The 22,419-nt window shown below is 56.4% G+C and carries 16 protein-coding genes; 7 read left to right on the top strand and 9 right to left on the bottom strand.

What is annotated here, in order from left to right; genetic code table 11:
• Positions 1–9 precede the first annotated feature (9 nt).
• The 4 genes from IYV58_RS09150 to IYV58_RS09135 are packed head-to-tail and all read left to right on the top strand — an operon-like array spanning position 10 to position 3,476.
• Positions 10–1,275 (top strand): PTS ascorbate transporter subunit IIC, encoded by a 1,266-nt coding sequence (locus IYV58_RS09150; protein ID WP_004130928.1) that lies wholly within the window; start codon positions 10–12, stop codon positions 1,273–1,275.
• Between the two features lie 12 nt (positions 1,276–1,287).
• Entirely contained in the window at positions 1,288–2,085 is a 798-nt protein-coding gene (locus tag IYV58_RS09145) for a transketolase (RefSeq protein WP_004130925.1), read from the top strand.
• On the top strand, positions 2,085–2,996 hold the full coding sequence (locus IYV58_RS09140; RefSeq protein ID WP_195729533.1) for a transketolase family protein: 912 nt from the start codon (positions 2,085–2,087) through the stop codon (positions 2,994–2,996). Before IYV58_RS09145 ends, IYV58_RS09140 begins: the two co-directional genes overlap by 1 nt.
• A 42-nt stretch (positions 2,997–3,038) precedes the next feature.
• Positions 3,039–3,476 carry a PTS sugar transporter subunit IIA gene (locus IYV58_RS09135; RefSeq protein WP_004130923.1) on the top strand — a complete coding sequence of 146 codons (438 nt, stop codon included), beginning with the start codon at positions 3,039–3,041 and terminating at the stop codon, positions 3,474–3,476.
• Between the two features lie 42 nt (positions 3,477–3,518).
• Here the strand turns inward: IYV58_RS09135 and IYV58_RS09130 are convergent, their stop codons facing one another.
• From IYV58_RS09130 to lrp, 9 genes are all read right to left on the bottom strand, one after another.
• Positions 3,519–4,667, bottom strand: coding sequence for an MFS transporter (locus IYV58_RS09130; protein WP_049113364.1), 1,149 nt, complete (start codon positions 4,665–4,667; stop codon positions 3,519–3,521).
• A gap of 273 nt (positions 4,668–4,940) precedes the next feature.
• Positions 4,941–5,804 carry a dimethyl sulfoxide reductase anchor subunit family protein gene (locus tag IYV58_RS09125; protein ID WP_049113363.1) on the bottom strand — a complete coding sequence of 288 codons (864 nt, stop codon included), beginning with the start codon at positions 5,802–5,804 and terminating at the stop codon, positions 4,941–4,943.
• A 1-nt stretch (position 5,805) separates the two neighbouring features.
• Positions 5,806–6,423 (bottom strand): DMSO/selenate family reductase complex B subunit, encoded by a 618-nt coding sequence (locus IYV58_RS09120; RefSeq protein WP_004130920.1) that lies wholly within the window; start codon positions 6,421–6,423, stop codon positions 5,806–5,808.
• Positions 6,424–6,433: 10 nt separating this feature from the next.
• The gene (dmsA, locus tag IYV58_RS09115) at positions 6,434–8,872 is read right to left on the bottom strand and encodes a dimethylsulfoxide reductase subunit A (protein WP_139529727.1); all 2,439 of its coding nucleotides are present in this window, start codon (positions 8,870–8,872) and stop codon (positions 6,434–6,436) included.
• Positions 8,873–9,072: 200 nt separating this feature from the next.
• The gene (gene serS / locus IYV58_RS09110) at positions 9,073–10,365 is read right to left on the bottom strand and encodes a serine--tRNA ligase (RefSeq protein WP_004130915.1); all 1,293 of its coding nucleotides are present in this window, start codon (positions 10,363–10,365) and stop codon (positions 9,073–9,075) included.
• Positions 10,366–10,455: 90 nt separating this feature from the next.
• Positions 10,456–11,799 carry a replication-associated recombination protein RarA gene (gene rarA, locus IYV58_RS09105; protein WP_004130913.1) on the bottom strand — a complete coding sequence of 448 codons (1,344 nt, stop codon included), beginning with the start codon at positions 11,797–11,799 and terminating at the stop codon, positions 10,456–10,458.
• Positions 11,800–11,807: 8 nt separating this feature from the next.
• On the bottom strand, positions 11,808–12,419 hold the full coding sequence (lolA, locus tag IYV58_RS09100; RefSeq protein WP_004130911.1) for an outer membrane lipoprotein periplasmic chaperone LolA: 612 nt from the start codon (positions 12,417–12,419) through the stop codon (positions 11,808–11,810).
• Positions 12,420–12,540: 121 nt separating this feature from the next.
• Positions 12,541–16,650 carry a DNA translocase FtsK gene (gene ftsK / locus IYV58_RS09095; RefSeq protein WP_112165344.1) on the bottom strand — a complete coding sequence of 1,370 codons (4,110 nt, stop codon included), beginning with the start codon at positions 16,648–16,650 and terminating at the stop codon, positions 12,541–12,543.
• A 135-nt stretch (positions 16,651–16,785) separates the two neighbouring features.
• Positions 16,786–17,280 carry a leucine-responsive transcriptional regulator Lrp gene (gene lrp, locus IYV58_RS09090; RefSeq protein WP_002439523.1) on the bottom strand — a complete coding sequence of 165 codons (495 nt, stop codon included), beginning with the start codon at positions 17,278–17,280 and terminating at the stop codon, positions 16,786–16,788.
• Between the two features lie 531 nt (positions 17,281–17,811).
• On the opposite strand from lrp, the gene trxB reads away from it, so the two are divergent.
• The 3 genes from trxB to cydC all read left to right on the top strand — a co-directional run bounded on the left by trxB (position 17,812) and on the right by cydC (position 22,383).
• Positions 17,812–18,780 (top strand): thioredoxin-disulfide reductase, encoded by a 969-nt coding sequence (trxB, locus tag IYV58_RS09085; RefSeq protein WP_004130907.1) that lies wholly within the window; start codon positions 17,812–17,814, stop codon positions 18,778–18,780.
• A gap of 114 nt (positions 18,781–18,894) precedes the next feature.
• Positions 18,895–20,661 carry a heme ABC transporter permease/ATP-binding protein CydD gene (gene cydD, locus IYV58_RS09080; protein WP_195729532.1) on the top strand — a complete coding sequence of 589 codons (1,767 nt, stop codon included), beginning with the start codon at positions 18,895–18,897 and terminating at the stop codon, positions 20,659–20,661.
• Positions 20,662–22,383, top strand: coding sequence for a heme ABC transporter ATP-binding protein/permease CydC (gene cydC / locus IYV58_RS09075; protein ID WP_195729531.1), 1,722 nt, complete (start codon positions 20,662–20,664; stop codon positions 22,381–22,383).
• Positions 22,384–22,419: the final 36 nt, after the last annotated feature.

Below are 22,419 nucleotides of genomic sequence, written 5' to 3'. Positions count from 1 at the left end.
GGAGGCAATATGGATTTCCTCAGATTTATTGTATTCGACATTCTGGGCGTAACCCCACTTTTAGTTGGCTTTATTGCATTAATCGGCCTGTTAATCCAACGCAAGCCGATTGAAAAAGTCCTTTCCGGCACCTTCAAAACCATCGTCGGCTTTCTGGTTTTTGCCGGCGGCGCCGGTCTGGCAGTCACTTCCCTGGGTAACTTTCAGACCTTATTCAGCGATGGATTTGGCCTGAAGGGCGTCATGCCGCTGGCAGAAGCGCTAACCGGACTGGCGCAAACCAAATTCGCCATGTGCGTGTCGCTGATCATGGTGATTGGTTTTGGCTGGAACCTGTTTTTTGCCCGCGTGACGCCGTTTAAATACATCTTTCTTACCGGGCAACATAATCTTTATCTCTCCGCGCTGCTTACCGTAACGCTGAAGGCGCTGGGCTACAGCGACATGACGACCATCATTGTCGGCTCCATACTGCTGGGTCTCGCCGCCTGCCTCTATCCGGCTATTGCGCAGCCGTGGATGCGAAAAATTACCGGTAACGATGAGATCGCGATGGGGCATTACGTCACCCTGGCCTACGCCGCATCCGGCTGGATCGGCTCAAAAGTCGGCGACCCTAAACAGTCTACCGAAAAGCTGAATCTCCCCGGCTGGCTGGGGATCTTTAAAGACTACATCGTCTCGGTGTCGATCTCGGTAAGCATTTTCTATTACATCGCCGCGCTCGCCGCCGGGAAAGCCGCGGTCACCGCTGCGGCCGGCGGGATGCACTGGCTGGTTTACCCGCTCTTTCAGTCGCTGACCTTTACCGCCTCGCTGTACATCATTATTACCGGCGTACGCCTGCTGCTGTCAGAAATTGTTCCGGCCTTCCTTGGCATCTCGGAAAAGTTTATCCCTAACGCCAAACCCGCGCTCGATTGTCCGGTGGTATTTCCCTACGCCCCGACCGCCACGGTGCTGGGGTTTATCTCTTCGTTTATCGGCGGGCTGGTGGTGATGGGCTTTCTGGCGATCCTTGGCCAGACCGTGATTATCCCGGTAGCCATCCCCTACTTCTTCATTGGTGCGACCGCAGCGGTGTTTGGCAATGCCTCCGGCGGCTGGAAAGGCGCGATTGCCGGGAGCTTCATCACCGGGATCCTGATTGGCATCGGCCCGGCGCTGATTTACCCGATTATGGAATCCGTCGGTCTTTCAGGCACCAGCTTCCCGGAAACCGACTTCGTCGCTCTGGGTCTGGTCGTGTACTACATCGGTAAAATGCTGCCCTAAGAAGGAATGAACATGAACATTGATGAACTGAAATCCCACGCGCTTGCCGCCCGCCGCGAGATCGTCACCATGATTTACGAGTCCGGAATTGGTCATCCGGGCGGGGCGTTATCGATAATCGACATTCTAACCTGGCTCTATTACCAGGAAGTCGATCTGGCCGCCTCCCCCCGCTCGCGCGTGGTGATGAGTAAAGGCCACGCTGTCGCCGCGCAGTACGCCATGCTGTATCAAAAAGGGAAGATCGATCGTAGCGAGTTCTCTACGTTCCGGCAGATCAACTCGCGCCTGCAGGGGCACCCGAGCATTAAGTCACTGCCGGAAGTCGATGCGACAACCGGACTGTTGGGTCAGGGGCTGTCGATTGCTTTTGGTATGGCGGCCGCCAAAAAGCGGCGCAACGATCCGCACCGGGTATTTGCCATCGTTGGCGATGGTGAAATGCATGAAGGCCAAATCTGGGAGACGCTACAGCAGGCCGGGCATATGAAAATGGATAACCTGGTCGCCATCATCGATTACAACGGCTTCTCTTCCCACGATCCGGTCAATGAAGTCGTTAACCTCGAGCCGCTGGCGGACAAAATCCGCAGCTTTGGCTGGCATGTACTGGAACTGCACAACGGCAATGATATGCATCAGGTTGCCGATACCCTGATGCTATCCCGCCACCTGAAAGGTAAACCTGTCGCCATCGTAGCGCGCACCACCAAAGGTTCCGGCGTCAGCTATATGGAAAACAACGGCGACTGGCACTCAAAAACCCCGAGTAAAGAACAATTTCAGCAGGCAATGGAGGAGTTACAGTGATGAAAGCGCCCCGTGATGAGATCGGTAATGCCCTGATTGACCTTAAAGAAAAAGGCTATCCCGTCGTTGTCATCGACAGCGATTTAGCCAGCTCTACCCGTACCGACCAGTTTCAGGCCGTCTATCCTGAGGCCTTTTTCGAAATGGGCATTGCGGAAGGTTCCGCCATGAGCTTCGCGGTCGGCCAGGCACTAGAGGGCTTTATGCCCTTCTACGTCAACTTTGCCATGTTCGTAACCGGTACCGCCTGGACCCAGCTGCGGCAGGCGTGCTATGCCAAAGCCAATATTAAACTCGTCGGTAGCCACCCCGGTATGGACGATGGCCCGGATGGCGCTTCACACCATGCGCTGGAGGATTTAGCGCTGACCCGCATCCTTCCGGGGTTAACCGTCCTGACCCCGGCAGATGCGGAAGAAATCGCCGAAGCCTTTGAGCAAGCGGCCAAAATAAAGGGACCCGTTTATATTCGCGTGGCGCGCGAGCCGATGCCGATTCGCGATAAAAGCGTCGTTCCGCGGGTCAGCGATATCGCCGCCATCGCCGATAGCGGCGCCGATTTCGCGATTCTGTTTGAAGGGACGGTGCTGGAGCAGGCTACCGATGGCTATGAAAAGCTGCTTGCCAGTGGCAAAAAGGGCAAGCTTATCCACGTTGCAACCCTCAAGCCCTTTAACGAGCAGGCATTTTATCAGCTGGTTGAAGGCTGCCCGCTTATCGCTACGCTTGAAAATCACACGGTAAACGGCGGTCTCGGCGGACTGATCGCGGAAACCCTGGCGCAGAAGGCGCATCCGGCCCGCCTCACTCGGTTGGGAACGCCGGACACATTTACCGAGTCGGGTAATAGCAGGCAGCTAAAAGCGAAATACGGCATCTCAGGAGAAGCGTTATTTGCCGCTCTACGCTAACCACCAGGCGAGCCGGTCAGCTCGCGCGTAAAGGGAATATATATGGAAGAGACGCTATTTTCCGCCTGTCAGTTCTCCAGCGACAGCCTGAACTGGCGCAGCGCCGTTCAGCTCGCCTGTCGACCGCTTGAGCAGCAGGGAAAAATCACCGGAGGCTATGCCAGGGCTATTATCAGCGCCACGGAGCAGGATGGTCCCTGGTATATATTGAGCCCGGGGTTTGCGCTACCGCACGCGCGTCCGGAAGCCGGAGTGCTGAGCAGAAACAGCGCGCTTTCGCTGCTTTGCTGTCGCGAGGCCGTTGATTTTCCGGAGCATCCCGGCATTCGGCTGATAGTCGTACTGGCGGCGGCTGATAGCGAACAGCATATCCAGACTATCCAGCGGTTAGTCTGCTGGCTGGATGAGGGGGAGAGACTACGGCGATTCACCGAGATCCACAATCAGGCCCAGTTTGAAGCGCTTCTCGCTTCGCATTAATCGATAGCCAGGGACATCTCTCCTGGCTATTTTCGACCAAAATCAGGCGTGAGCCACCGGCGTAGGATGATGCCCCGCTTTGCGCAGCAGCGTCAGCAGGTAGATGAAGGACACGCTGGCTATCATGATAAACAGCAGATTGTCAGAGAAATTCTGCATCAGCATCGCGGTCAGCGTTGGCCCAAGCAGGCTGCCCACGGTATAGCTCATTAACAGCGCCTGGTTCATCGCCACCAGCTGATGGCGCTCCACTTTTTCGCACGCCCAGGCCATAGCGACCGGATAGAGCGTGAAGCCGGAAGCGCCCAGCACGAATAGCGCAGGCGCCATTGCGGCCTGGCTTAACATCGCCAGACAGCCGAGAATTACCACAAACACCTGAACGCGCAGAACCAGCAGGCGGCCGTAGCGATCGGCGAGCCGACCAATCGGCCACTGCCCAACGATGCCTGCGCTCACCATCACCGCCATCCAGAAGCCGATGCCGGAATCGCTGACGCCCTGGTGGTTAAGCCACAGCGGCATCAGGCCATACAGCGAACCGAGCACGATACCGGAAATAATGCAGCCATTGACCCCGTGACGGGCCTGACGCAGCCTTAACATTGGCCAGATACGCGCCGGTTCGTGCGGCTCATCGCCCTGAGTCGTCACGCGAGCAAACAGCAGCGGCAGAATGGCCGCCAGAGCCAGCGCCGTCACCCACGGCAGGACGCTCATCAAATCAGTCGGCAGTTTGCTGACCATTAACTGGCCCAGCACCGTGCCAACGTAATAAATCATCATATACGCCGCCAGCAGGCGACCGCGGCTCCGCGAAGTGCCGCTACAGACCAGCGCGCTCTCCACCACCACCCAAATCATCGCGCAGCCGACGCCCGCAATAAAGCGCCAGCTGAACCAGCTCCAGAAGCCAAGCGTAATGCCGAGACCAACGCAGCCCACGGCAAAAATAATGGATGCCAGATAATAACTACGATTAAAACCCAGACGCTTAATCACCCATCCGGCGAGCAATGTCCCCACCAGATTACCGGTGAAGTAGGACGACCCTACCATTCCGACCTGCCAGGTCGGCATATTTTCATGGGCGAGCCAAAGCGGGACGAGCGTATTTAAAACCGCTATCGCCAGGGTCAACAGAAGCAGGCCACAGAGCAACATTTGCACTGGCCGGGTGTAGATGGTCATGGATATAAACCGTGATGGAGTTCAGATTTCGTGCGCATCATGCCACTGCTGTAAACATTGTCAATCCACCTGAAATCAGGCGTGACGCGGTTTGCGGGCGTACGATAGAAGTTTTTTATCCAGCGGATCGACAACAGAATAGTTGTTTATATTATTCCATTGTTTTTATTAATTTATTAGGAAAATGAGGTGGGAGTATCGGTAGAAATATTTCATGAATCGACAGCACTTTTTATCGCGCCAGAAAGCATTATTCTGGCGCGATAAAGGGCGTTAGCTGGCGATTGCCATCCCTACGGTCATATGCAGGCCGTAGAAGACGCCGCGGCCGATCATCTCGCCAACCAGTATCAACACAAAAGCCAGCACCAGCATCGGCAATGCGGGCTGATAGCCTTTGAGCTGCGGGGCGATCCAGCAGACCAGCGCCAACGCCAGCGCAACCAGACGCCAGGCCATTAGCGCGCCGTAGTCCGGCACCAGCGCGGAAGCTTGCTGGATGGAGCTATGAATTGTCGCTAGCTCGCTTCCCTGCATTAGCGCTACGATCGCACTAATCACCAGCGCCAGCAGGGTCACCGCCGGCAACAGGCGCATAGCCCATCCGGTAACGTCCGCAACGCGCAGCAGCAGATACCCCAGCAGCGGACCGCCGATAAACATCGTCAAGAAGAAACTCAACGGCGTCCAGACCGTATACCAGGTGGGGACCGTATCAATAGTGTTATAGACGCGGACCATCATCCAGACAAAGATAACCCCCAGCACCATGGTAATAACCAGCCAGAGATGACGCAGTCCCGCCGGTAGCTTATTGAGCGCCGCCAGAAGCCAGCCAATACCTCCGACAGCAAAGAAAAGCGCCCCGCTGGCGATTTCATTACTGAGCGACGAGGCCCCTACTCGATTGAGCGAGTTAAACGCGCGCATTGGCGACCCAAGATGCAGGGTGGAGGCAATAAAGCCTACGCCCATCAGCACCCACAGGCCAAACATACTCACCACCACGCGCTGCTGCTGTTCACGCGATAAGTCTCCTTTCATGAGCGCCAGAGCCAGTACAATAAAGCCGCCCACTACACACTGACCAAAGACCGTGAAAATAATCAGCGGCCATTCATGCCATCCACTCCCCATCTCACACCTCCTTCGGGTTAGCCAGATAGCCGGTGGTATCTCCACACGGACGGCTGTTGGCGTTAGGTTTAATCACAATACTTGGTTTAGTGAAGTGGGCCGAAGGCAGCGGCGCAACGGCAGCCAGCTGTCCGTGTTTTTTACGCAACTCTTCAATCGGGCCAAAATCAAGCGCGCGGAGCGGACAGGACTCTACGCAAATCGGCTTTTTGCCATCGGCTACGCGCTCGTGGCAGCCGTCGCATTTGGTCATATGACCTTTTGTCGCATTGTACTGCGGCGCGCCGTACGGGCAGGCCATATGGCAATAGCGACAGCCGATACATACCTCTTCATCCACGACCACAAAGCCATCTTCACGTTTATGCATCGCCCCGCTCGGGCAAACTTTGGTGCAGGCCGGATCCTCACAATGGTTGCAGGCGATAGAGAGGTAATAGGCAAACACGTTCTGCTGCCAGACGCCGTTATCTTCCTGCCAATCGCCGCCCGCGTATTCGTAAATACGACGGAAACTCACCTCCGGCGTGAGGTTTTTGTAGTCTTTGCATGCCAGTTCGCAGGTTTTGCAACCGGTGCAACGGGCGGAATCAATAAAAAATCCATATTGAGTTGTCATCGGTTACTCCTTACAGCTTTTCAACCTGGACGAGGTTGGTATGCGATGGATTACCTTTCGCCAGCGGCGATGGGCGTTGGGTGGTCAGCACGTTAATGCTGCCAGCCTGATCCACGCGACCGGCGTCCGGGTTATACCAGGCCCCCTCACCCAGCGCGACCACGCCCGGTATCATCCGCGGGGTCACTTTGGCTTCGATATGCACTTCACCGCGATCGTTAAAAATGCGGATCCGATCGCCATTGGCGATACCGCGTTTCTGTGCATCAAGTGGGTTGATCCACATCTCCTGACGGCATGCGGCTTTCAGCACGTCAACGTTGCCGTAGGTGGAGTGAGTACGGGCTTTGTAGTGAAAGCCGGTCAGCTGCAGCGGATATTTTTTAGCCAGCGGATCGTCATAATTTTCAAACCCAGGGCTGTAGATCGGCAGCGGGTCGATAACATCCTCTTCTTTCAGCTCCCAGGTCCCTGCGATTTCCGCCAGCTGCGCAGAGTAAATTTCAATTTTCCCTGACGGCGTCGTTAACGGATTGGCGGCGGGATCTTCGCGGAAAGCCTTATAGGCAACGTGGTGGCCTTCCGGATCGCGCTGTTTGAAGATCCCCTGCTTGCGGAATTCATCAAACGGCAGTAGCGCCGGGATCGCTTTACGGGATTGCTCATAGAGGTGACGCAGCCACTCTTCCTGAGTGCGGCCTTCGGTGAAGCGTTGCTCAACGCCCATGCGCTTCGCCAGCTCCGTCGTCATCTCATAGATGGTTTTGCACTCAAAACGTGGTTTGATGGCCTGGTCGGCAAAAATCACGTAGGACATGTTGCCGCAGGAGGCATCGAGGGCAAAATCCATCTGCTCCGAAGCCGTACAGTCCGGCAGCAGAATATCGGCATATTTCGCAGACGAGGTCATATGGCAATCAATGACCACAATCATCTCGCACTTCTTGTCATCCTGGAGGATGTCATGGGTACGGTTGATTTCTGAATGTTGGTTGATCAGGCAGTTACCGGCATAGTTCCAGACCATTTTGATGGGGACGTCAAGCTTATCTTTGCCGCGCACGCCGTCGCGCAGTGCGGTCATTTCCGCTCCGCGCTCAATCGCATCGGTCCACATAAACATGGAAATACTGGTTTCAACCGGGTTATCCAGCGTCGGCATGCGCTCAAACGGCAGCGAGTAAGAGCCTTCACGCGCGCCGGTATTCCCGCCGTTGATCCCGACGTTGCCGGTTAAGATCGCCAGCATGGAGATCGCGCGGGAAACCAGCTCGCCGTTGGCATGGCGCTGCGGACCCCATCCCTGAGAAATATAGGCAGGTTTAGCGCTGGCGATTTCGCGCGCCAGCTGCACGATACGCGCCTGGGGAATGCCGGTAATCGTCGACGCCCACTCTGGGGTCTTCGCGATACCGTCTTTGCCCTGGCCGAGAATATACGCCTTATAGTGGCCATTGGCTGGCGCGCCTTCCGGCAGCGTTTTCTCGTCGTAGCCTACGCAGTACTTGTCGAGGAAAGGCTGGTCAACGAGGTCTTCGGTAATCATCACCCACGCCAGCGCGGAGACCAGCGCGGCGTCGGTTCCCGGGCGAATAGGGATCCACTCGTCTTCGCGTCCGGCACCAGTGTCGGTATAGCGTGGATCGATAATAATCAGCCTGGCGTTGGATTTCTCCCGCGCCTGCTCCAGGTAATAGGTTACCCCACCGCCGCTCATCCGGGTTTCCCCGGGGTTGTTGCCAAACAGCACCACCAGCTTGCTGTTTTCGATATCCGACGGGCTATTGCCATCGGCCCAGCCGCCGTAGGTGTAGTTCAGGCCAGCGGCGATTTGCGCTGTGGAGTAGTCGCCATAATGGTTGAGATAGCCGCCACAGCAGTTCATCAGGCGGGCAATCAGAGTTTTTCCCGGTGGCCATGAGCGAGTCAAAGTTCCACCGAGGGTACCCGTTCCATAGTTCAGATAGATGGACTCATTGCCGTACTCTTTTATCAGGCGCTGCATATTGCTGGCGATAGTATCGAACGCTTCTTCCCAGCTGATTTTCTCGAATTTGCCCTCGCCGCGTTTGCCTACGCGCTTCATCGGATATTTCAGGCGGTCCGGGTTGTAGACGCGTCGACGCATCGAGCGGCCGCGCAGACAGGCGCGAACCTGATGCAGGCCGTCGTAGCTATCATCGCCGGTATTATCTGTTTCTACATATTTGATCTCACCATCGACAACATGCATCCGCAGCGGACAGCGGCTACCGCAGTTAACCGTACAGGCGCTCCAGGTAACGGTTTCGCTGGCGGGACTCAGGCTATCCGCAGCGTAGGCAATGCGCGTGAAGGGTAAGGTAAAAGCGCTGCTGGCCATTGCCAGCCCGCCAATCGCCGTGGTTTTCATTAAACCACGCCGGCTCACCTCGGCAGCCAGTAAAGCATCGGGGGTTTTGGTTTTCATAGATACTCGCTTTGGTTGCTCACAATTAACTTAAATCCGCTATATAGTTTGATATATAGCGAAATTAGACTTTATTAGTTTTTTATGCTGGTTAATCCAAAGGGAGTATCTGCGTAATCGAGAAGTCGATTATTGCCCGGTATCAAGAAGGGGGTAAAAAAAAAGCGCCCGCAGGCGCTTTTGAGAAAAGAGTCGAAAAATCAGCCGATAAACTCAAGGCCGCGCATATATGGGCGTAGGACTTCCGGGATCGCAATGCGACCATCCGCCTGCTGATAGTTTTCCATCACCGCGACCAGCGTACGACCAACCGCCAGGCCAGAACCGTTCAGCGTGTGTACGAGGCGAGTTTTCTTGTCAGACTTGCTTCGGCAGCGCGCCTGCATACGACGCGCCTGGAAATCCCAAACGTTAGAGCAGGAAGAGATCTCACGATAGGTATCCTGCGCCGGTACCCACACTTCAAGATCGTAGGTTTTGCATGCGCTGAAGCCCATATCGCCCGTGCACAGAGCCACTTTACGATACGGCAGACCCAGCAGCTGCAGCACTTTCTCGGCGTGGCCAGTCATCTCTTCCAGCGCCGCCATGGAATCTTCCGGACGTACAATCTGCACCATTTCGACTTTGTCGAACTGATGCATACGGATCAACCCGCGGGTATCGCGGCCATAGGATCCGGCTTCAGAGCGGAAGCACGGCGTATGCGCAGTCATTTTGATCGGCAGATCGTCTTCATCAATGATTTCATCGCGCACCAGGTTGGTCAGCGGAACTTCCGCCGTCGGAATCAGCGCGTAGTTGCTGCTGTCGGCTTCTTCTTCAAGCGGACGGGTATGGAACAGGTCGCCGGCGAATTTAGGCAGTTGGCCGGTACCGTACAGCGTGTCCTGGTTAACCAGATACGGGACGTAGTTTTCGCTGTAGCCGTGCTGTTCGGTATGCAGATCCAGCATAAACTGCGCCAGCGCGCGGTGCAGACGTGCCAGCTGGCCCTTCATGACCACAAAACGAGAACCGGTCAGCTTCACGGCGGCGGCAAAATCCAGCCCTCCGTGCATTTCGCCCAGCGTCACGTGATCGCGAACGTCAAAATCAAACTCGCGCGGCGTACCCCAGCGACTGACTTCAACGTTGTCATTTTCGTCGCGGCCGGCCGGAACGTCATCGTGCGGAATGTTAGGGATGGTCAGCGCGATATCGCGGATTTCAGCCAGCAGCGCGTCCAACTCGGTCTTAGCGGCATCAAGCTGCTCGCCGAGTTTGTTCACTTCCAGGCGTAATGGCTCAATATCTTCCCCGCGCGCTTTCGCCTGGCCAATGGATTTCGATCGGGAGTTACGCTCCGCCTGCAGGTTTTCAGTTTGAACCTGCAGAACTTTACGACGCTCTTCCAGAGCGCGAAGTTTATCTACATCCAGCTTAAAGCCCCGGCGTGCCAGTTTTTCTGCGACTGCGTCTGGCTCGGTACGCAGCAGATTGGGATCGAGCATGCTTATCCTGTGCTTATCGAATTAATAAAGAAAAATGGCCGCAGAGCGCGACCACGGAAATAGTGTGACAACCTTACCGCAACGCCTCAATTATCGGTAGCGTTTTATCGGGCTATTTTGATCCTGTTCGGTTAACCAGGCGAGCTTTTCGCCTATTTTGCCCTCCAGCCCCCGGTTTGTCGGCTTATAATAGCGCGTTTGCGCCATTTCCTGCGGGAAGTACTGCTCTCCGGCGGCGTAGGCATTCGGTTCATCATGGGCATAGCGATACTCCTGCCCGTAGCCCATCTCCTTCATTAACTTCGTTGGGGCATTGCGTAAATGTACCGGAACGTCGTAATCGGGCCGTTCGCGGGCATCGGCCATCGCCGCTTTAAACGCGGTATAGACCGCGTTGCTTTTCGGCGCGCAGGCAAGATAAACAATGGCCTGAGCAATCGCTCGCTCGCCTTCCGCCGGTCCGACCCGGGTAAAGCAGTCCCAGGCGGAGATCGCAACCTGCATCGCGCGCGGATCGGCATTGCCGACATCTTCCGACGCAATCGCCAGACAACGGCGCGCTACGTAGAGCGGATCGCCGCCGGCGGTAATAATCCGCGCGTACCAGTAAAGGGCGGCGTCCGGGGCGCTGCCGCGAACCGATTTGTGCAGGGCGGAGATTAAATCGTAAAAGCGATCGCCTTTGTTGTCGAAACGCGCGCTGCGTTCACCGGCAATTTCAGTCAGCAGTTCAACTTTCAGCACGCGATTGCCGGAGGCCTCGGCCTCGGCCATATCGGCCATCATTTCCAGGGTATTCAGCGCCCGGCGCGCATCGCCGTTGACAAGGTCGGCGATGGCCTTACGCGTCTCGTCCGGCAGAACGATATTTTGCCCGCCGTAGCCGCGCGTTTTATCGCTCATCGCCTGGTTGAGCACCTGCTCGATATCATCGCTGGTCAGCGACTTCAGCAGATAGACGCGCGCGCGGGATAACAGCGCGGAATTGAGTTCAAAGGAGGGGTTTTCCGTCGTCGCGCCGATAAAGGTGATGGTTCCGTCTTCAATATGCGGCAGAAAGGCATCCTGCTGGCTTTTATTGAAACGGTGCACTTCGTCGACAAACAGAATTGTGCGGCGACCCGCGTTGCGGTTTTGTCGCGCGCGTTCAATGGCCTCGCGGATCTCTTTAACACCGGAGGTCACCGCTGAAATACGTTCAACGTCGGCGCTGGCATAGCGCGCAATCACCTCAGCCAGCGTGGTTTTCCCCGTCCCTGGCGGCCCCCAAAGGATCATGGAGTGCAGATGACCGGCTTCAATCGCCCGCGGTAAGGGTTTACCCGGCGCCAGCAGATGCTGCTGACCAATGTACTGCGCTAAATTTTCTGGCCGCATGCGTGCGGCCAGGGGTTGAAACGCGTTGTCGGAAAAATCGAGCGACAGATTGCTCACGTTCGCCTCTACTTACGTTGATCGTCCACCGTAACCCCTTGCGGCGGCGTAAAGGTGAACTTAGATGCATCCACGGCACCATTTTGTTGCGACTTCAGTTGATAGCTGCTGCGTTGATCGTCCTGCTCCACGGCGCTGAACTGATGAATCGTGCCGTCACGACCCACGTTAATGGTGAACTGCTTCAGATTGCCGCTACCGTTTTTCGGCGTCAGAACAAAATCATCGCCGTTCTGCTTAATGTTGTAGTTCTGCCAGTCGCTGGCCTGGTTGCGGGCAATCAGCATAAACGGCGTGTTGCTGGTCGCATCTTTCAGCCAGGTGGCGGTAGCCTGCTCAACAAAGGGGTTGTAGAACCACAGCGTTTTGCCATCGGAAACCAGCACGCTTTCATCCGGCTGGGTCATATGCCAGTTGAACAAATTTGGTCGCTTGACCCACAGGTCTCCCTGCCCGTCCTGCACGGCGTTGCCGCTGCCGTCCGTCACTTTCTGCGTAAAGCTGGAGTGGAAGCTGCTCACTTTATCAAGGCGGCTTTTTAAATCGCTGGCGGCGTCCGCCCATACCTGGCTGACGACAAAACTGGACAGTAATGCACAGGTGATTGCGAGTTTTTTCATTGTTATTCCTTAATGTGCGTCACTCCCGACGCGGGAGCCTGATCTGCTGCTAATGTAGAACGGCCAACGGCGGTAAAACAGCAGAACAGGCTGATTTTCACTTATTTACCCAACTTTGCGGTTACTCAAAAGGCGGCGGAGCCAGCACTTCACGGTTACCGTTATGACCCTGCTCGCTCACGATACCCTGAGCTTCCATTTGCTCAATGATACGCGCGGCGCGGTTATAACCAATACGGAACTGACGCTGCACCCCGGATATGGAGGCCTTACGTTTCTCCGTCACAAAGTTGACGGCCTGATCGAACAGCGGATCGAGCTCTTCACCACCTTCATAGCCACCACCGCCGCCTTCGCTTTCGCTATCGGAGGTGATGCCATCAACATACTGCGGACGCCCGCGCGCCTTCCAGTCCTGGACGACAGCGTGAACTTCCTCGTCACGTACAAAAGCGCCGTGCACGCGCACCGGGATCGTCGAGTTAGGCGCGGAGTAGAGCATATCGCCCATCCCCAGCAGAGACTCCGCGCCGCCCTGGTCAAGGATGGTCCGCGAGTCAATTTTACTCGATACGGTAAAGGCGATACGCGTCGGGATGTTGGCTTTAATCAGGCCGGTGATAACGTCAACCGACGGTCGCTGGGTCGCCAGCACCAGGTGGATACCTGCAGCGCGCGCTTTCTGCGCCAGACGCGCAATCAGCTCTTCCACTTTCTTGCCGACGGTCATCATCAGGTCGGCAAATTCGTCGACCAGCACCACGATATAAGGCTCTTTTTTCAGTACCGGATGCGTCGCATCCATACTGTCGCCGGGCTTCCAGTAAGGATCCGGAATGGGTCGTCCCATCCGCGCGGCTTCGGCAATCTTCTCGTTATAACCTGCGAGATTACGTACGCCTAGCGCGGACATGAGTTTATATCGGCGCTCCATCTCGTTAACGCTCCAGCGCAAAGCGTTGGCCGCATCTTTCATATCCGTCACAACTTCCGTCAACAGATGCGGTATTCCCTCATAGACCGACAGCTCGAGCATTTTCGGGTCAATCATGATGAACTTCACATCTTCCGGCTGCGCTTTGTAAAGCATGCTCAGGATCATGGCGTTGACCCCAACAGACTTACCGGAACCGGTAGTACCCGCCACCAGCAGGTGCGGCATCTTCGCCAGATCGGCGGTGACAGGTTCGCCCGCGATGTCTTTACCGAGGACCACCGTGAGCGGTGAAGGATTATCGCGGAATTTGGCATTATCCAGCACTTCGCGCAGGTAAACGGTCTGGCGCTTTTTGTTAGGCAACTCCAGGCCAACGTAAGGTTTACCCGGAATAACTTCCACCACACGGACCGCCGCCGTGGACAGTGAGCGCGCCAGATCGCGCGACAGGTTGGAAATCCGCGCCGCTTTTACCCCTGGAGCCAGGTTTAGCTCAAAGCGGGTGATGACCGGGCCTGGTGAGTAGTTCACCACGTCGGCTTTAATGCGGAAATCGGCCAGACGAGCTTCAACCAAACGCGCCATTTGCTCAAGGGCGAAGGTATCGATCGGCTCAACTTCAGCCGGTGGCGGCGTGAGCAGGTCAAGCGAGGGCAGCAGCGTCGTCGGCTTCTGTAACGGGCGACTGTCGCCATTGCGCATCAGTAGCGGGTGAATGAGACTTTCCTGCGGCTGCGGGATCGGCTGCTGCGGAGCCTGCTGCTGCGGATAGCTGCCAGGAGCCTGCTGCGGCATCGGCTGATGGTGAACAGGCTGCTGCTGTACGGATTGATAAGCCTGCTGCTGCGTATATTGCGGCGGCTGAGGCATCTGCGGGTGCGGCATCGGCTGCTGTACGGGCTGCGAATGCTGGGCAGGCTGCTGATACTGCGGGGCAGGCTGCTGTACTTCCGGCAACGGCGTGAAGACAGGCTCGCTCGGCGTATCATCAACTAACGTTTTCATTGGTGAGAATTCATAATCCGCCGCAGAGAACGGATGCGATCCCGGCGGCTGCTCGCTGGCGTAGCGCTGCTGCTGGGAAGCGGCAAACTGACGAGCAAGTTCGGCTTCAGCGGCAGAATCCTCGTCTACATCATCCTCTTCCGCAGCGTAGCTATCGCCATAGCGCTGATTTTGCGCAGCCGCGAACTGACGCGCCAGCTCACCCTGCTCAAGCTCTGCTACTTCCTCGTCCGTCAGCGCATCGTCATCATAGTGCTGATGCTCTGCCTGACGCGCACGTTCTTCAGCCAACCGTTGCGAAGGCAGCTTAATGCCATAGGAAGCCAGCTCACGGCGCGTGGGCACACGAACGCGGTTTGGACGCGGCAATTTCGGGCCTATGCCCTCTTTTACCTGCGCTCGCGGACCGCCCGACGCCGGGCTAAACAGCGGCGCGGCGCTGGATGCGGCAGATGCCGCGGCGGCGCTAGCAGAGGCCGCCCCGGTGGCCTGATGGACGCCAGACGCCAGCGCGCTCACCGCGGCAACATCAGCCGCCGGAGCAGGCGGAGGCGAGATCGGTTTTGTCGCAACCGGACTGACCGGCTCCGGAATCGGCTGATACCATGCGGCAAGCTGCTCGCGTTCACGCGCGCGTTTCTCTTCCACTTCTTCGAAGTAGTACATCGGCGGACGCTGAGGCTTCACCTCCTCTTGCGGAGGCTCAGGCTCAATGGAGGCGGCGTAAGGCTCAGGCTGCTGTACCGGGGCCTGTTCCGGCTGGTACGCGTGCTGCGGCGGGTAAGCCGGTTCAGGCTGATAAGCAGGCTGCTCAACAGGAGCCTGCTCCGGCTGATAGGCATGCTGCGGCGGGTAAGCCGGTTCAGGCTGATAAGCGGGCTGCTGAACAGGAACCTGCTCCGGCTGATAGGCATGCTGCGGCGGGTAAGCAGGTTCGGGCTGATAAGCAGGCTGCTGAACAGGAGCCTGCGCCGGCTGATAGGCATGCTGCGGCGGGTAAGCCGGTTCGGGCTGATAAGCGGGCTGCTGAGCAGGCGCCTGCTCCGGCTGATAGGCATGCTGTGGGTGGTAAACCGGTTCAGGCTGATACGCTGGCTGCTGTACCGGGGCCTGTTCCGGCTGGTACACATGCTGCGGCGGGTAAGCCGGTGCTGGCTGATATGCTGGCTGCTGTACCGGGGCCTGTTCCTGATGATAGGCTGGCGGAGCCTCATACCCTGGCCGCGGTTCAGACCATGCCTGCGGCGCAGCGGTATCCTGCGCGGCCAAAGCCACCGGATCGGCAATGCTATGACCGTTTAACAGAGGATCGTAGGGGTCAAAATCGCCGGGACGTGCCGCACTGACGCCGGAGAACAGAACATCATCAGCATTTGCCGGACGCGCTGCGCTGGAGCCAGAAAAAAGCACATCGTCAGCGGCAACAGGCGCACCGCCGGCGCTGTACTGGACCTCGTCTTCGGCGTCATCCATCCGTTTACCCGAGAATAGCGCCGCATCGGTCTTACGCCCCATCGGATTAGAGAACTTCTCAGCCAGACGCTGGCGGCGAGCTAAGGCGCTGCGTAAAATCCGCGCGCGTCGAGAACCCTGCGGCTTCGCAGGTTCATCATCTTCATATTCTTCTTCATCTTCTTCATATTCCCCTTCATCGACCCAGGTGTCGTCACGACGGGTACGGTTACTGGCGAAAGTGAGAATAGAAAGGATCGCGCCGCCGAGTTTTTCAGCAATGCTAACCCAGGACCAGCCGGTAAACAGCGTCAGTCCTGCGGCCCAGATACAGAGCAGCGCAATTGTGCCGCCGCTGCTGTGCAGCAGCGGTTGCAGGGTAGTACTCAGTAAGCTGCCGATCACCCCGCCCGAAGCGAAGTACCAGATATCATCCGCGTTAATCGCCGCCAGACCGCAGGACGTGAGGATCAGCGCCAGCGCGCCAATCAAACGCAGCGAGACGGCGAAATAGTCGATGTACTCGTCGTTTTCCTGATGACGCCAGGCAAACCAACAGCCACCGATAATGATGACCGGAATGGTATAGGCCATTACGCCAAAAATAAAAAATAGCGTATCGGCGAGCCAGGCTCCCGGCGTCCCACCTATATTGTGAATAGGCTCATGCCACGCCGTTTGTGACCAGCTAGGATCCGAGGGATTAAAGCTGAGTAAGGCCGCCATCAACCAGATGGCAAAAAGGGAGCAAAGAATGAGTAACGCCTCAAGGAGTCGGCGCCCGCTACTTAGCTTTGTGAATTTGACTTCTTTGTCTTCGGTGTATTCCTGGCTCAAGAAAGGCTCTCCAGGTATCAGGCTGTTTCCTGCCTTCGGCTAAAACGGACAACAGTGCCGGGTCTCCCCGGCACTGTTGCTGTATGGATTAACAGGAGTGTAATCAAACTACATCGATTTTGCACCTGTTCCGTGTTAGCGCGTCTTGATTACCAGACGATTACTTTGCTTGACTTCTTCCATCACCACATAGGTACGGGTGTCATTTACGCCCGGCAGGCGCAGCAAGGTCTCGCCCAGTAATTTACGATACGCTGACATATCCGGTACGCGGGTTTTCAACAGGTAATCGAAATCCCCGGAAACCAGATGACACTCTTGAATTTCTTCAAGTTTTTGCACAGCGGAGTTAAATTGCTCAAACACATCCGGCGCGCCACGATTCAGAGTAATCTCAACAAATACCAGAAGTGATGCATCCAGATAGTGCGGGTTGAGCAGCGCTGTATAGCCCTGAATAAAACCCTGTCTTTCCAGTCGACGCACGCGCTCAAGGCAAGGCGTCGGAGAAAGTCCCACCCGTTTAGAAAGCTCGACGTTGGAAATACGCCCGTCTTTTTGCAATTCATTCAAAATATTACGATCAATGCGGTCGAGATCTTTGCCAGGGCGCTTCTTGCTATCTACCATTATTATTGTCTCTCTGTATTCCTTCCCTACTCCTGTTCCGACTCTGAGCCTTCACTGCCAGAGTCCATCCTGTTATCACCCGTACGACATTGGGTAACCCAGGGGTACGTGAGAAGCCCGTTGCCTGACGGCAGCCACCGACATCACGCATGGCGTCTGTCCACACCATGCGTAGATTTCGCTAACCCGGATAAAAATGGCATTTGCGTGCATGAAAATTCGCCACACGCGAAACACTGCTTTTCTTCTTCCATGAATGTTTTCGCAAAAGCACAGGGGATTGTCAAAGCAAAACATCGATTTTTAGTACAAGATGCCAGATATTCATTATCCTCCCCGGTTGATTCTCATGTTTTCCTCTTATAATTGTCTCGCTAACAGTAGAATTAGTTATATTCTTCGTTCGTTAAATCGCCAATTAATCGGCATCTTCTATTGCACATATCGTTAACAAAACCGCCACGCTCTTTTTTTACGCCAACAAATTCCCTACAATCCAGCTCATGTATGCCAATAAATTATGAGGATCTCATGGGCACGGCCAAACACAGTAAACTGCTTATTCTTGGTTCTGGACCTGCGGGATACACCGCTGCGGTCTACGCAGCGCGCGCAAATCTGCAGCCGGTACTGATTACCGGAATGGAAAAAGGCGGTCAGCTGACCACCACCACTGAAGTGGAAAACTGGCCAGGCGATCCTAACGATCTGACCGGACCGCTGCTGATGGAACGCATGCACGAACATGCCACCAAGTTTGAAACCGAAATTATTTTCGATCATATCAACAGCGTCGACTTGCAAAACCGTCCGTTCCGCCTGATGGGCGACAGCGGTGAATACACCTGCGATGCCCTGATTATCGCTACCGGCGCATCAGCGCGCTATCTGGGTCTGCCATCGGAAGACGCGTTTAAGGGCCGCGGCGTTTCTGCCTGCGCGACCTGCGACGGTTTCTTCTATCGTAACCAGAAGGTCGCGGTGATCGGCGGCGGCAATACGGCTGTTGAAGAGGCGCTGTACCTGTCTAACATCGCTTCCGAAGTTCATTTGATCCACCGTCGTGATGGCTTCCGCGCGGAAAAAATCCTTATCAAACGCCTGATGGACAAAGTGGAGAGCGGCAATATCGTGCTGCACACCCACCGTACGTTGGAAGAAGTGACCGGCGACCAGATGGGTGTAAGCGGCTTGCGTCTGCGCGATACGCAAAATGCTGACAACGTGGAATCCCTCGAAGTTGCGGGGCTATTCGTGGCAATCGGCCACAGCCCGAATACGGCAATTTTCGCCGGTCAGTTGGAGCTCGAAAACGGCTACATTAAAGTTCAGTCCGGCATCCACGGCAACGCCACCCAGACCAGCATCCCGGGCGTTTTCGCCGCTGGCGACGTGATGGATCATATCTATCGTCAGGCGATTACTTCTGCCGGCACAGGCTGCATGGCTGCGCTGGATGCAGAGCGTTATCTGGATGGTTTAGCCGACGCTTGCAAATAATCTTTACAAGTCAGTAACAAAGGTAAAGAAGGCGACGAAAAGTCGCCTTTATTTTTGCCCCGTTGTAACATTGCCGTGCCCAAAAAACTCATAACTACACCTGCTAAGCGCGCAATGAATAAAACCCGTCAACAAGAGTTAACCCGTTGGTTAAAAGATCAAAGCATTATCTCCCGTCGCTGGTTGATGATTTCCCGAGTATTGGGCGTCGTTAGCGGCCTGTTGATCGTTGCTCAGGCCTGGTTCCTGGCGAGGATCCTTCACCGCATGATTATGGAAAATATCCCCGCGACGGCGCTGCTGCTGCCCTTTACGCTACTGGTGCTGGTCTTCGTACTTCGCGCCTGGGTGGTCTGGCTGCGTGAAAAAGTGGGGTTTCAGGCAGGTCAACATATCCGACTGGAGATCCGCCGTCAGGTTCTGGATCGCTTACAGCAAGCGGGGCCGGCCTGGATACAGGGGAAACCCGCCGGTAGCTGGGCCACGCTGATCCTTGAGCAGATCGACGATATGCATGATTACTATGCTCGCTATTTGCCGCAGATGACGCTGGCGGCCTCTATCCCTTTGCTGATTGTCATCACTATTTTCCCGGTCAACTGGGCTGCGGCGCTTATTCTGCTGGGCACCGCCCCGCTTATTCCGCTGTTTATGGCGCTGGTTGGGATGGGTGCGGCCGATGCCAACCGACGCAACTTTCTCGCTCTGGCGCGGTTGAGCGGCCATTTTCTCGATCGCCTGCGCGGTATGGAAACGCTGCGAATTTTTCATCGCGGTGAAGCAGAGGCCGACAACATACGCGAAGCCTCTCAGGATTTCCGCCAGCGGACCATGGAAGTACTGCGCCTGGCGTTTCTCTCCTCCGGGGTACTGGAATTTTTCACCTCGCTCTCTATTGCGCTGGTCGCCGTTTACTTTGGCTTCTCCTATTTGGGAGAGCTCAACTTTGGCCATTACGGCGCCGGGGTGACGTTGATGTCCGGTTTCCTCGCCCTGATTCTGGCCCCCGAGTTTTTCCAGCCGCTGCGCGATTTAGGCACCTTTTATCATGCTAAAGCGCAGGCTATTGGCGCCGCTGATAGCCTGAAGACCTTTATGGAAACGCCGCTGGCGCAGGCAGAGCGTGGGGAAAAGGCATTAAGCGATGACGTAATGGTAAGCCTTGAAGCTCGCGACGTGCTGATTAAATCTCCCGAAGGAAAAGTGCTGGCCGGACCGCTGAGTTTTTCCTTACGCGCTGGGGAACGTGTGGTGCTGGTTGGACAAAGCGGCTCGGGCAAGAGCTCGCTGCTGAATACGTTAACCGGTTTTCTTCCCTATGATGGCTCTCTCAGGGTCAATGGCGTTGAGTTAAAGAGCCTGGACGCCGACCGCTGGCGCCGTCTCCTGAGTTGGGTTGGGCAAAATCCGCAATTGCCCGCGGCGACGCTGCGCGAAAATGTCCTGCTCTCTTGCCCTGATGCTACCGAATCCCAACTGCAGCTTGCGCTGGATAAAGCCTGGGTCAGCGAGTTCCTCACCCTTCTGCCGCAGGGTATTAATACGCCTGTTGGCGATCAGGCCGGTCATCTGTCGGTCGGGCAGGCCCAGCGCGTCGCCGTCGCCCGCGCGCTGCTGGTGCCCTGTCGTCTGCTGCTATTGGACGAACCAGCGGCCAGCCTTGACGCGCATAGCGAACAGCGGGTGATGCAGGCGCTGACCAATGCGTCAACACAGCAAACCACGCTGATGGTTACCCACCAGTTGGAAGGCCTGGCGAACTGGGATGCCGTCTGGGTTATGCAGGATGGTCAAATTGTTGAGCAAGGCAGTTATTCGCAGCTGGCGGCCGCAGGCGGTCCTTTCGCGACCCTACTCGCCCATCGTCAGGAGGAGATTTAAATGCGCGCATTGTGGCCTTACCTGGCGCTCTACAAACGACACAAATGGCTGTTGCTGCTCGGTATCGTGTTGGCGATCGTGACGCTGCTGGCCAGTATTGGCCTATTAACGCTGTCGGGCTGGTTCCTGTCGGCATCCGCCGTGGTTGGCGTAGCGGGCATCTACAGCTTTAACTATATGCTGCCGGCCGCCGGCGTACGCGGCGCGGCGATTATTCGCACCGCAGGCCGCTACTTTGAGCGTCTGGTCAGTCATGACGCCACCTTCCGCGTCCTGCAGCACCTGCGGGTCTTTACCTTTAGCAAGCTGCTGCCGCTCTCCCCCGCCGGACTGGCGCGTTTTCGACAGGGCGAGCTGCTCAACCGGGTGGTTGCCGATGTCGATACCCTGGATCATCTCTATCTACGCGTTATATCGCCGCTAGTAGGGGCGCTGGTGGTGATCCTGGTCGTCACCGTGGGACTGAGCGTGCTGGACGTCACGCTGGCCCTGACCCTCGGCGGTATTATGCTGCTCACCCTGCTGGTGATGCCGCCGCTGTTCTATCGCGCCGGCAAACCCGCTGGTGAAAGCATGACCCGGCTTCGCGGACAGTATCGCCAGCAGTTAACCTCATGGCTGCAGGGACAGGCGGAGCTCATGCTGTTCAACGCCAGCGATCGCTACCGGCGGCAAATGGAAAAAACAGAAGCGCATTGGCTGGATGCGCAGCGTCGCCAGGCGGAACTGACCGCGCTCTCTCAGGCGCTGATGCTGCTGATTGGCGGTATTGCGGTTATCGCTATGCTGTGGCTCGCCTCCGCGGGCGTTGGCGGCGATACTCAGCCAGGGGCGCTGATTGCGCTGTTTGTCTTTTGCGCGCTGGCGGCGTTCGAAGCGCTGGCGCCGGTTACTGGCGCATTTCAGCATCTGGGGCAGGTGATCGCTTCCGCAAAACGCATCACGCAAATCACCGAGCAAGAGCCGGAAGTCTGCTTCGCTCAGGGCAAAGACCAGAAGCTGGATCGCGTCTCGTTGAGCTTAAATCAGGTTACCTTCAGCTATCCTCAGCAGCCCTCCCCTGCGCTGGAAAATATTTCATTGCAGGTTAAGGCCGGGGAACATATCGCCATTCTGGGGCGCACAGGCTGCGGTAAATCAACCCTGTTGCAGCTGCTGACCCGGGCATGGGATCCGGCGGAAGGCGAAATATTACTCAACGATCAGCCGCTGGCGCAGCTAAACGAAGCAACGCTGCGTCAGGCGATGAGCGTCGTGCCGCAGCGAGTGCACCTGTTCAGCGCCACATTGCGCGATAACCTGCTGCTGGCTTCCCCGAACGCCAGCGATGCCCGGCTTGCCGAAATGCTTGAGCGCGTCGGTTTAGCGAAATTACTGGACGATAGCGGCCTGAATAGCTGGCTGGGCGAAGGCGGCCGTCAGCTCTCCGGCGGCGAACTGCGCAGACTGGCTATCGCCCGCGCCCTGCTTCACGACGCCCCGCTCATGCTGCTTGATGAGCCTACTGAAGGCCTCGATGCGACGACCGAAAGCCAAATCCTTGATTTACTCGCAGAAGTGATGCGTGAAAAAACCGTATTAATGGTGACCCATCGTCTGCGTGGACTGGCGCGTTTTAATCAGATAATAGTCATGGACAACGGGAAGATTATTGAGCAAGGTAGTCACGCAGAACTGCTGGCTGAACAGGGGCGTTACTACCAGTTTAAGCAGCGTCTGTAGGCTACTATTGAATCATTGCCTGATGCGTTGAGGTAA

Source organism: Klebsiella sp. BDA134-6, from assembly GCF_015601345.1.
GTDB classification, from domain to species: Bacteria; Pseudomonadota; Gammaproteobacteria; order Enterobacterales; family Enterobacteriaceae; genus Klebsiella; species Klebsiella grimontii.
Note: the sequence above shows the minus strand (reverse complement) of the source record. Positions and strands in the feature narration are given on the sequence as shown.

Excerpts from the sequence above, each read along its gene's own strand:
- cydD (WP_195729532.1), top strand. The coding sequence starts at position 18,895 with ATGAATAAAACCCGTCAACAAGAGTTAACCCGTTGGTTAAAAGATCAA.
- IYV58_RS09135 (WP_004130923.1), top strand. The coding sequence starts at position 3,039 with ATGGAAGAGACGCTATTTTCCGCCTGTCAGTTCTCCAGCGACAGCCTG.
- cydC (WP_195729531.1), top strand. The coding sequence starts at position 20,662 with ATGCGCGCATTGTGGCCTTACCTGGCGCTCTACAAACGACACAAATGG.
- lrp (WP_002439523.1), bottom strand. The coding sequence starts at position 17,280 with ATGGTAGATAGCAAGAAGCGCCCTGGCAAAGATCTCGACCGCATTGAT.
- trxB (WP_004130907.1), top strand. The coding sequence starts at position 17,812 with ATGGGCACGGCCAAACACAGTAAACTGCTTATTCTTGGTTCTGGACCT.
- IYV58_RS09130 (WP_049113364.1), bottom strand. The coding sequence starts at position 4,667 with ATGACCATCTACACCCGGCCAGTGCAAATGTTGCTCTGTGGCCTGCTT.
- serS (WP_004130915.1), bottom strand. The coding sequence starts at position 10,365 with ATGCTCGATCCCAATCTGCTGCGTACCGAGCCAGACGCAGTCGCAGAA.
- IYV58_RS09120 (WP_004130920.1), bottom strand. The coding sequence starts at position 6,423 with ATGACAACTCAATATGGATTTTTTATTGATTCCGCCCGTTGCACCGGT.
- IYV58_RS09140 (WP_195729533.1), top strand. The coding sequence starts at position 2,085 with ATGAAAGCGCCCCGTGATGAGATCGGTAATGCCCTGATTGACCTTAAA.
- IYV58_RS09150 (WP_004130928.1), top strand. The coding sequence starts at position 10 with ATGGATTTCCTCAGATTTATTGTATTCGACATTCTGGGCGTAACCCCA.
- IYV58_RS09145 (WP_004130925.1), top strand. The coding sequence starts at position 1,288 with ATGAACATTGATGAACTGAAATCCCACGCGCTTGCCGCCCGCCGCGAG.
- lolA (WP_004130911.1), bottom strand. The coding sequence starts at position 12,419 with ATGAAAAAACTCGCAATCACCTGTGCATTACTGTCCAGTTTTGTCGTC.
- IYV58_RS09125 (WP_049113363.1), bottom strand. The coding sequence starts at position 5,804 with ATGGGGAGTGGATGGCATGAATGGCCGCTGATTATTTTCACGGTCTTT.
- dmsA (WP_139529727.1), bottom strand. The coding sequence starts at position 8,872 with ATGAAAACCAAAACCCCCGATGCTTTACTGGCTGCCGAGGTGAGCCGG.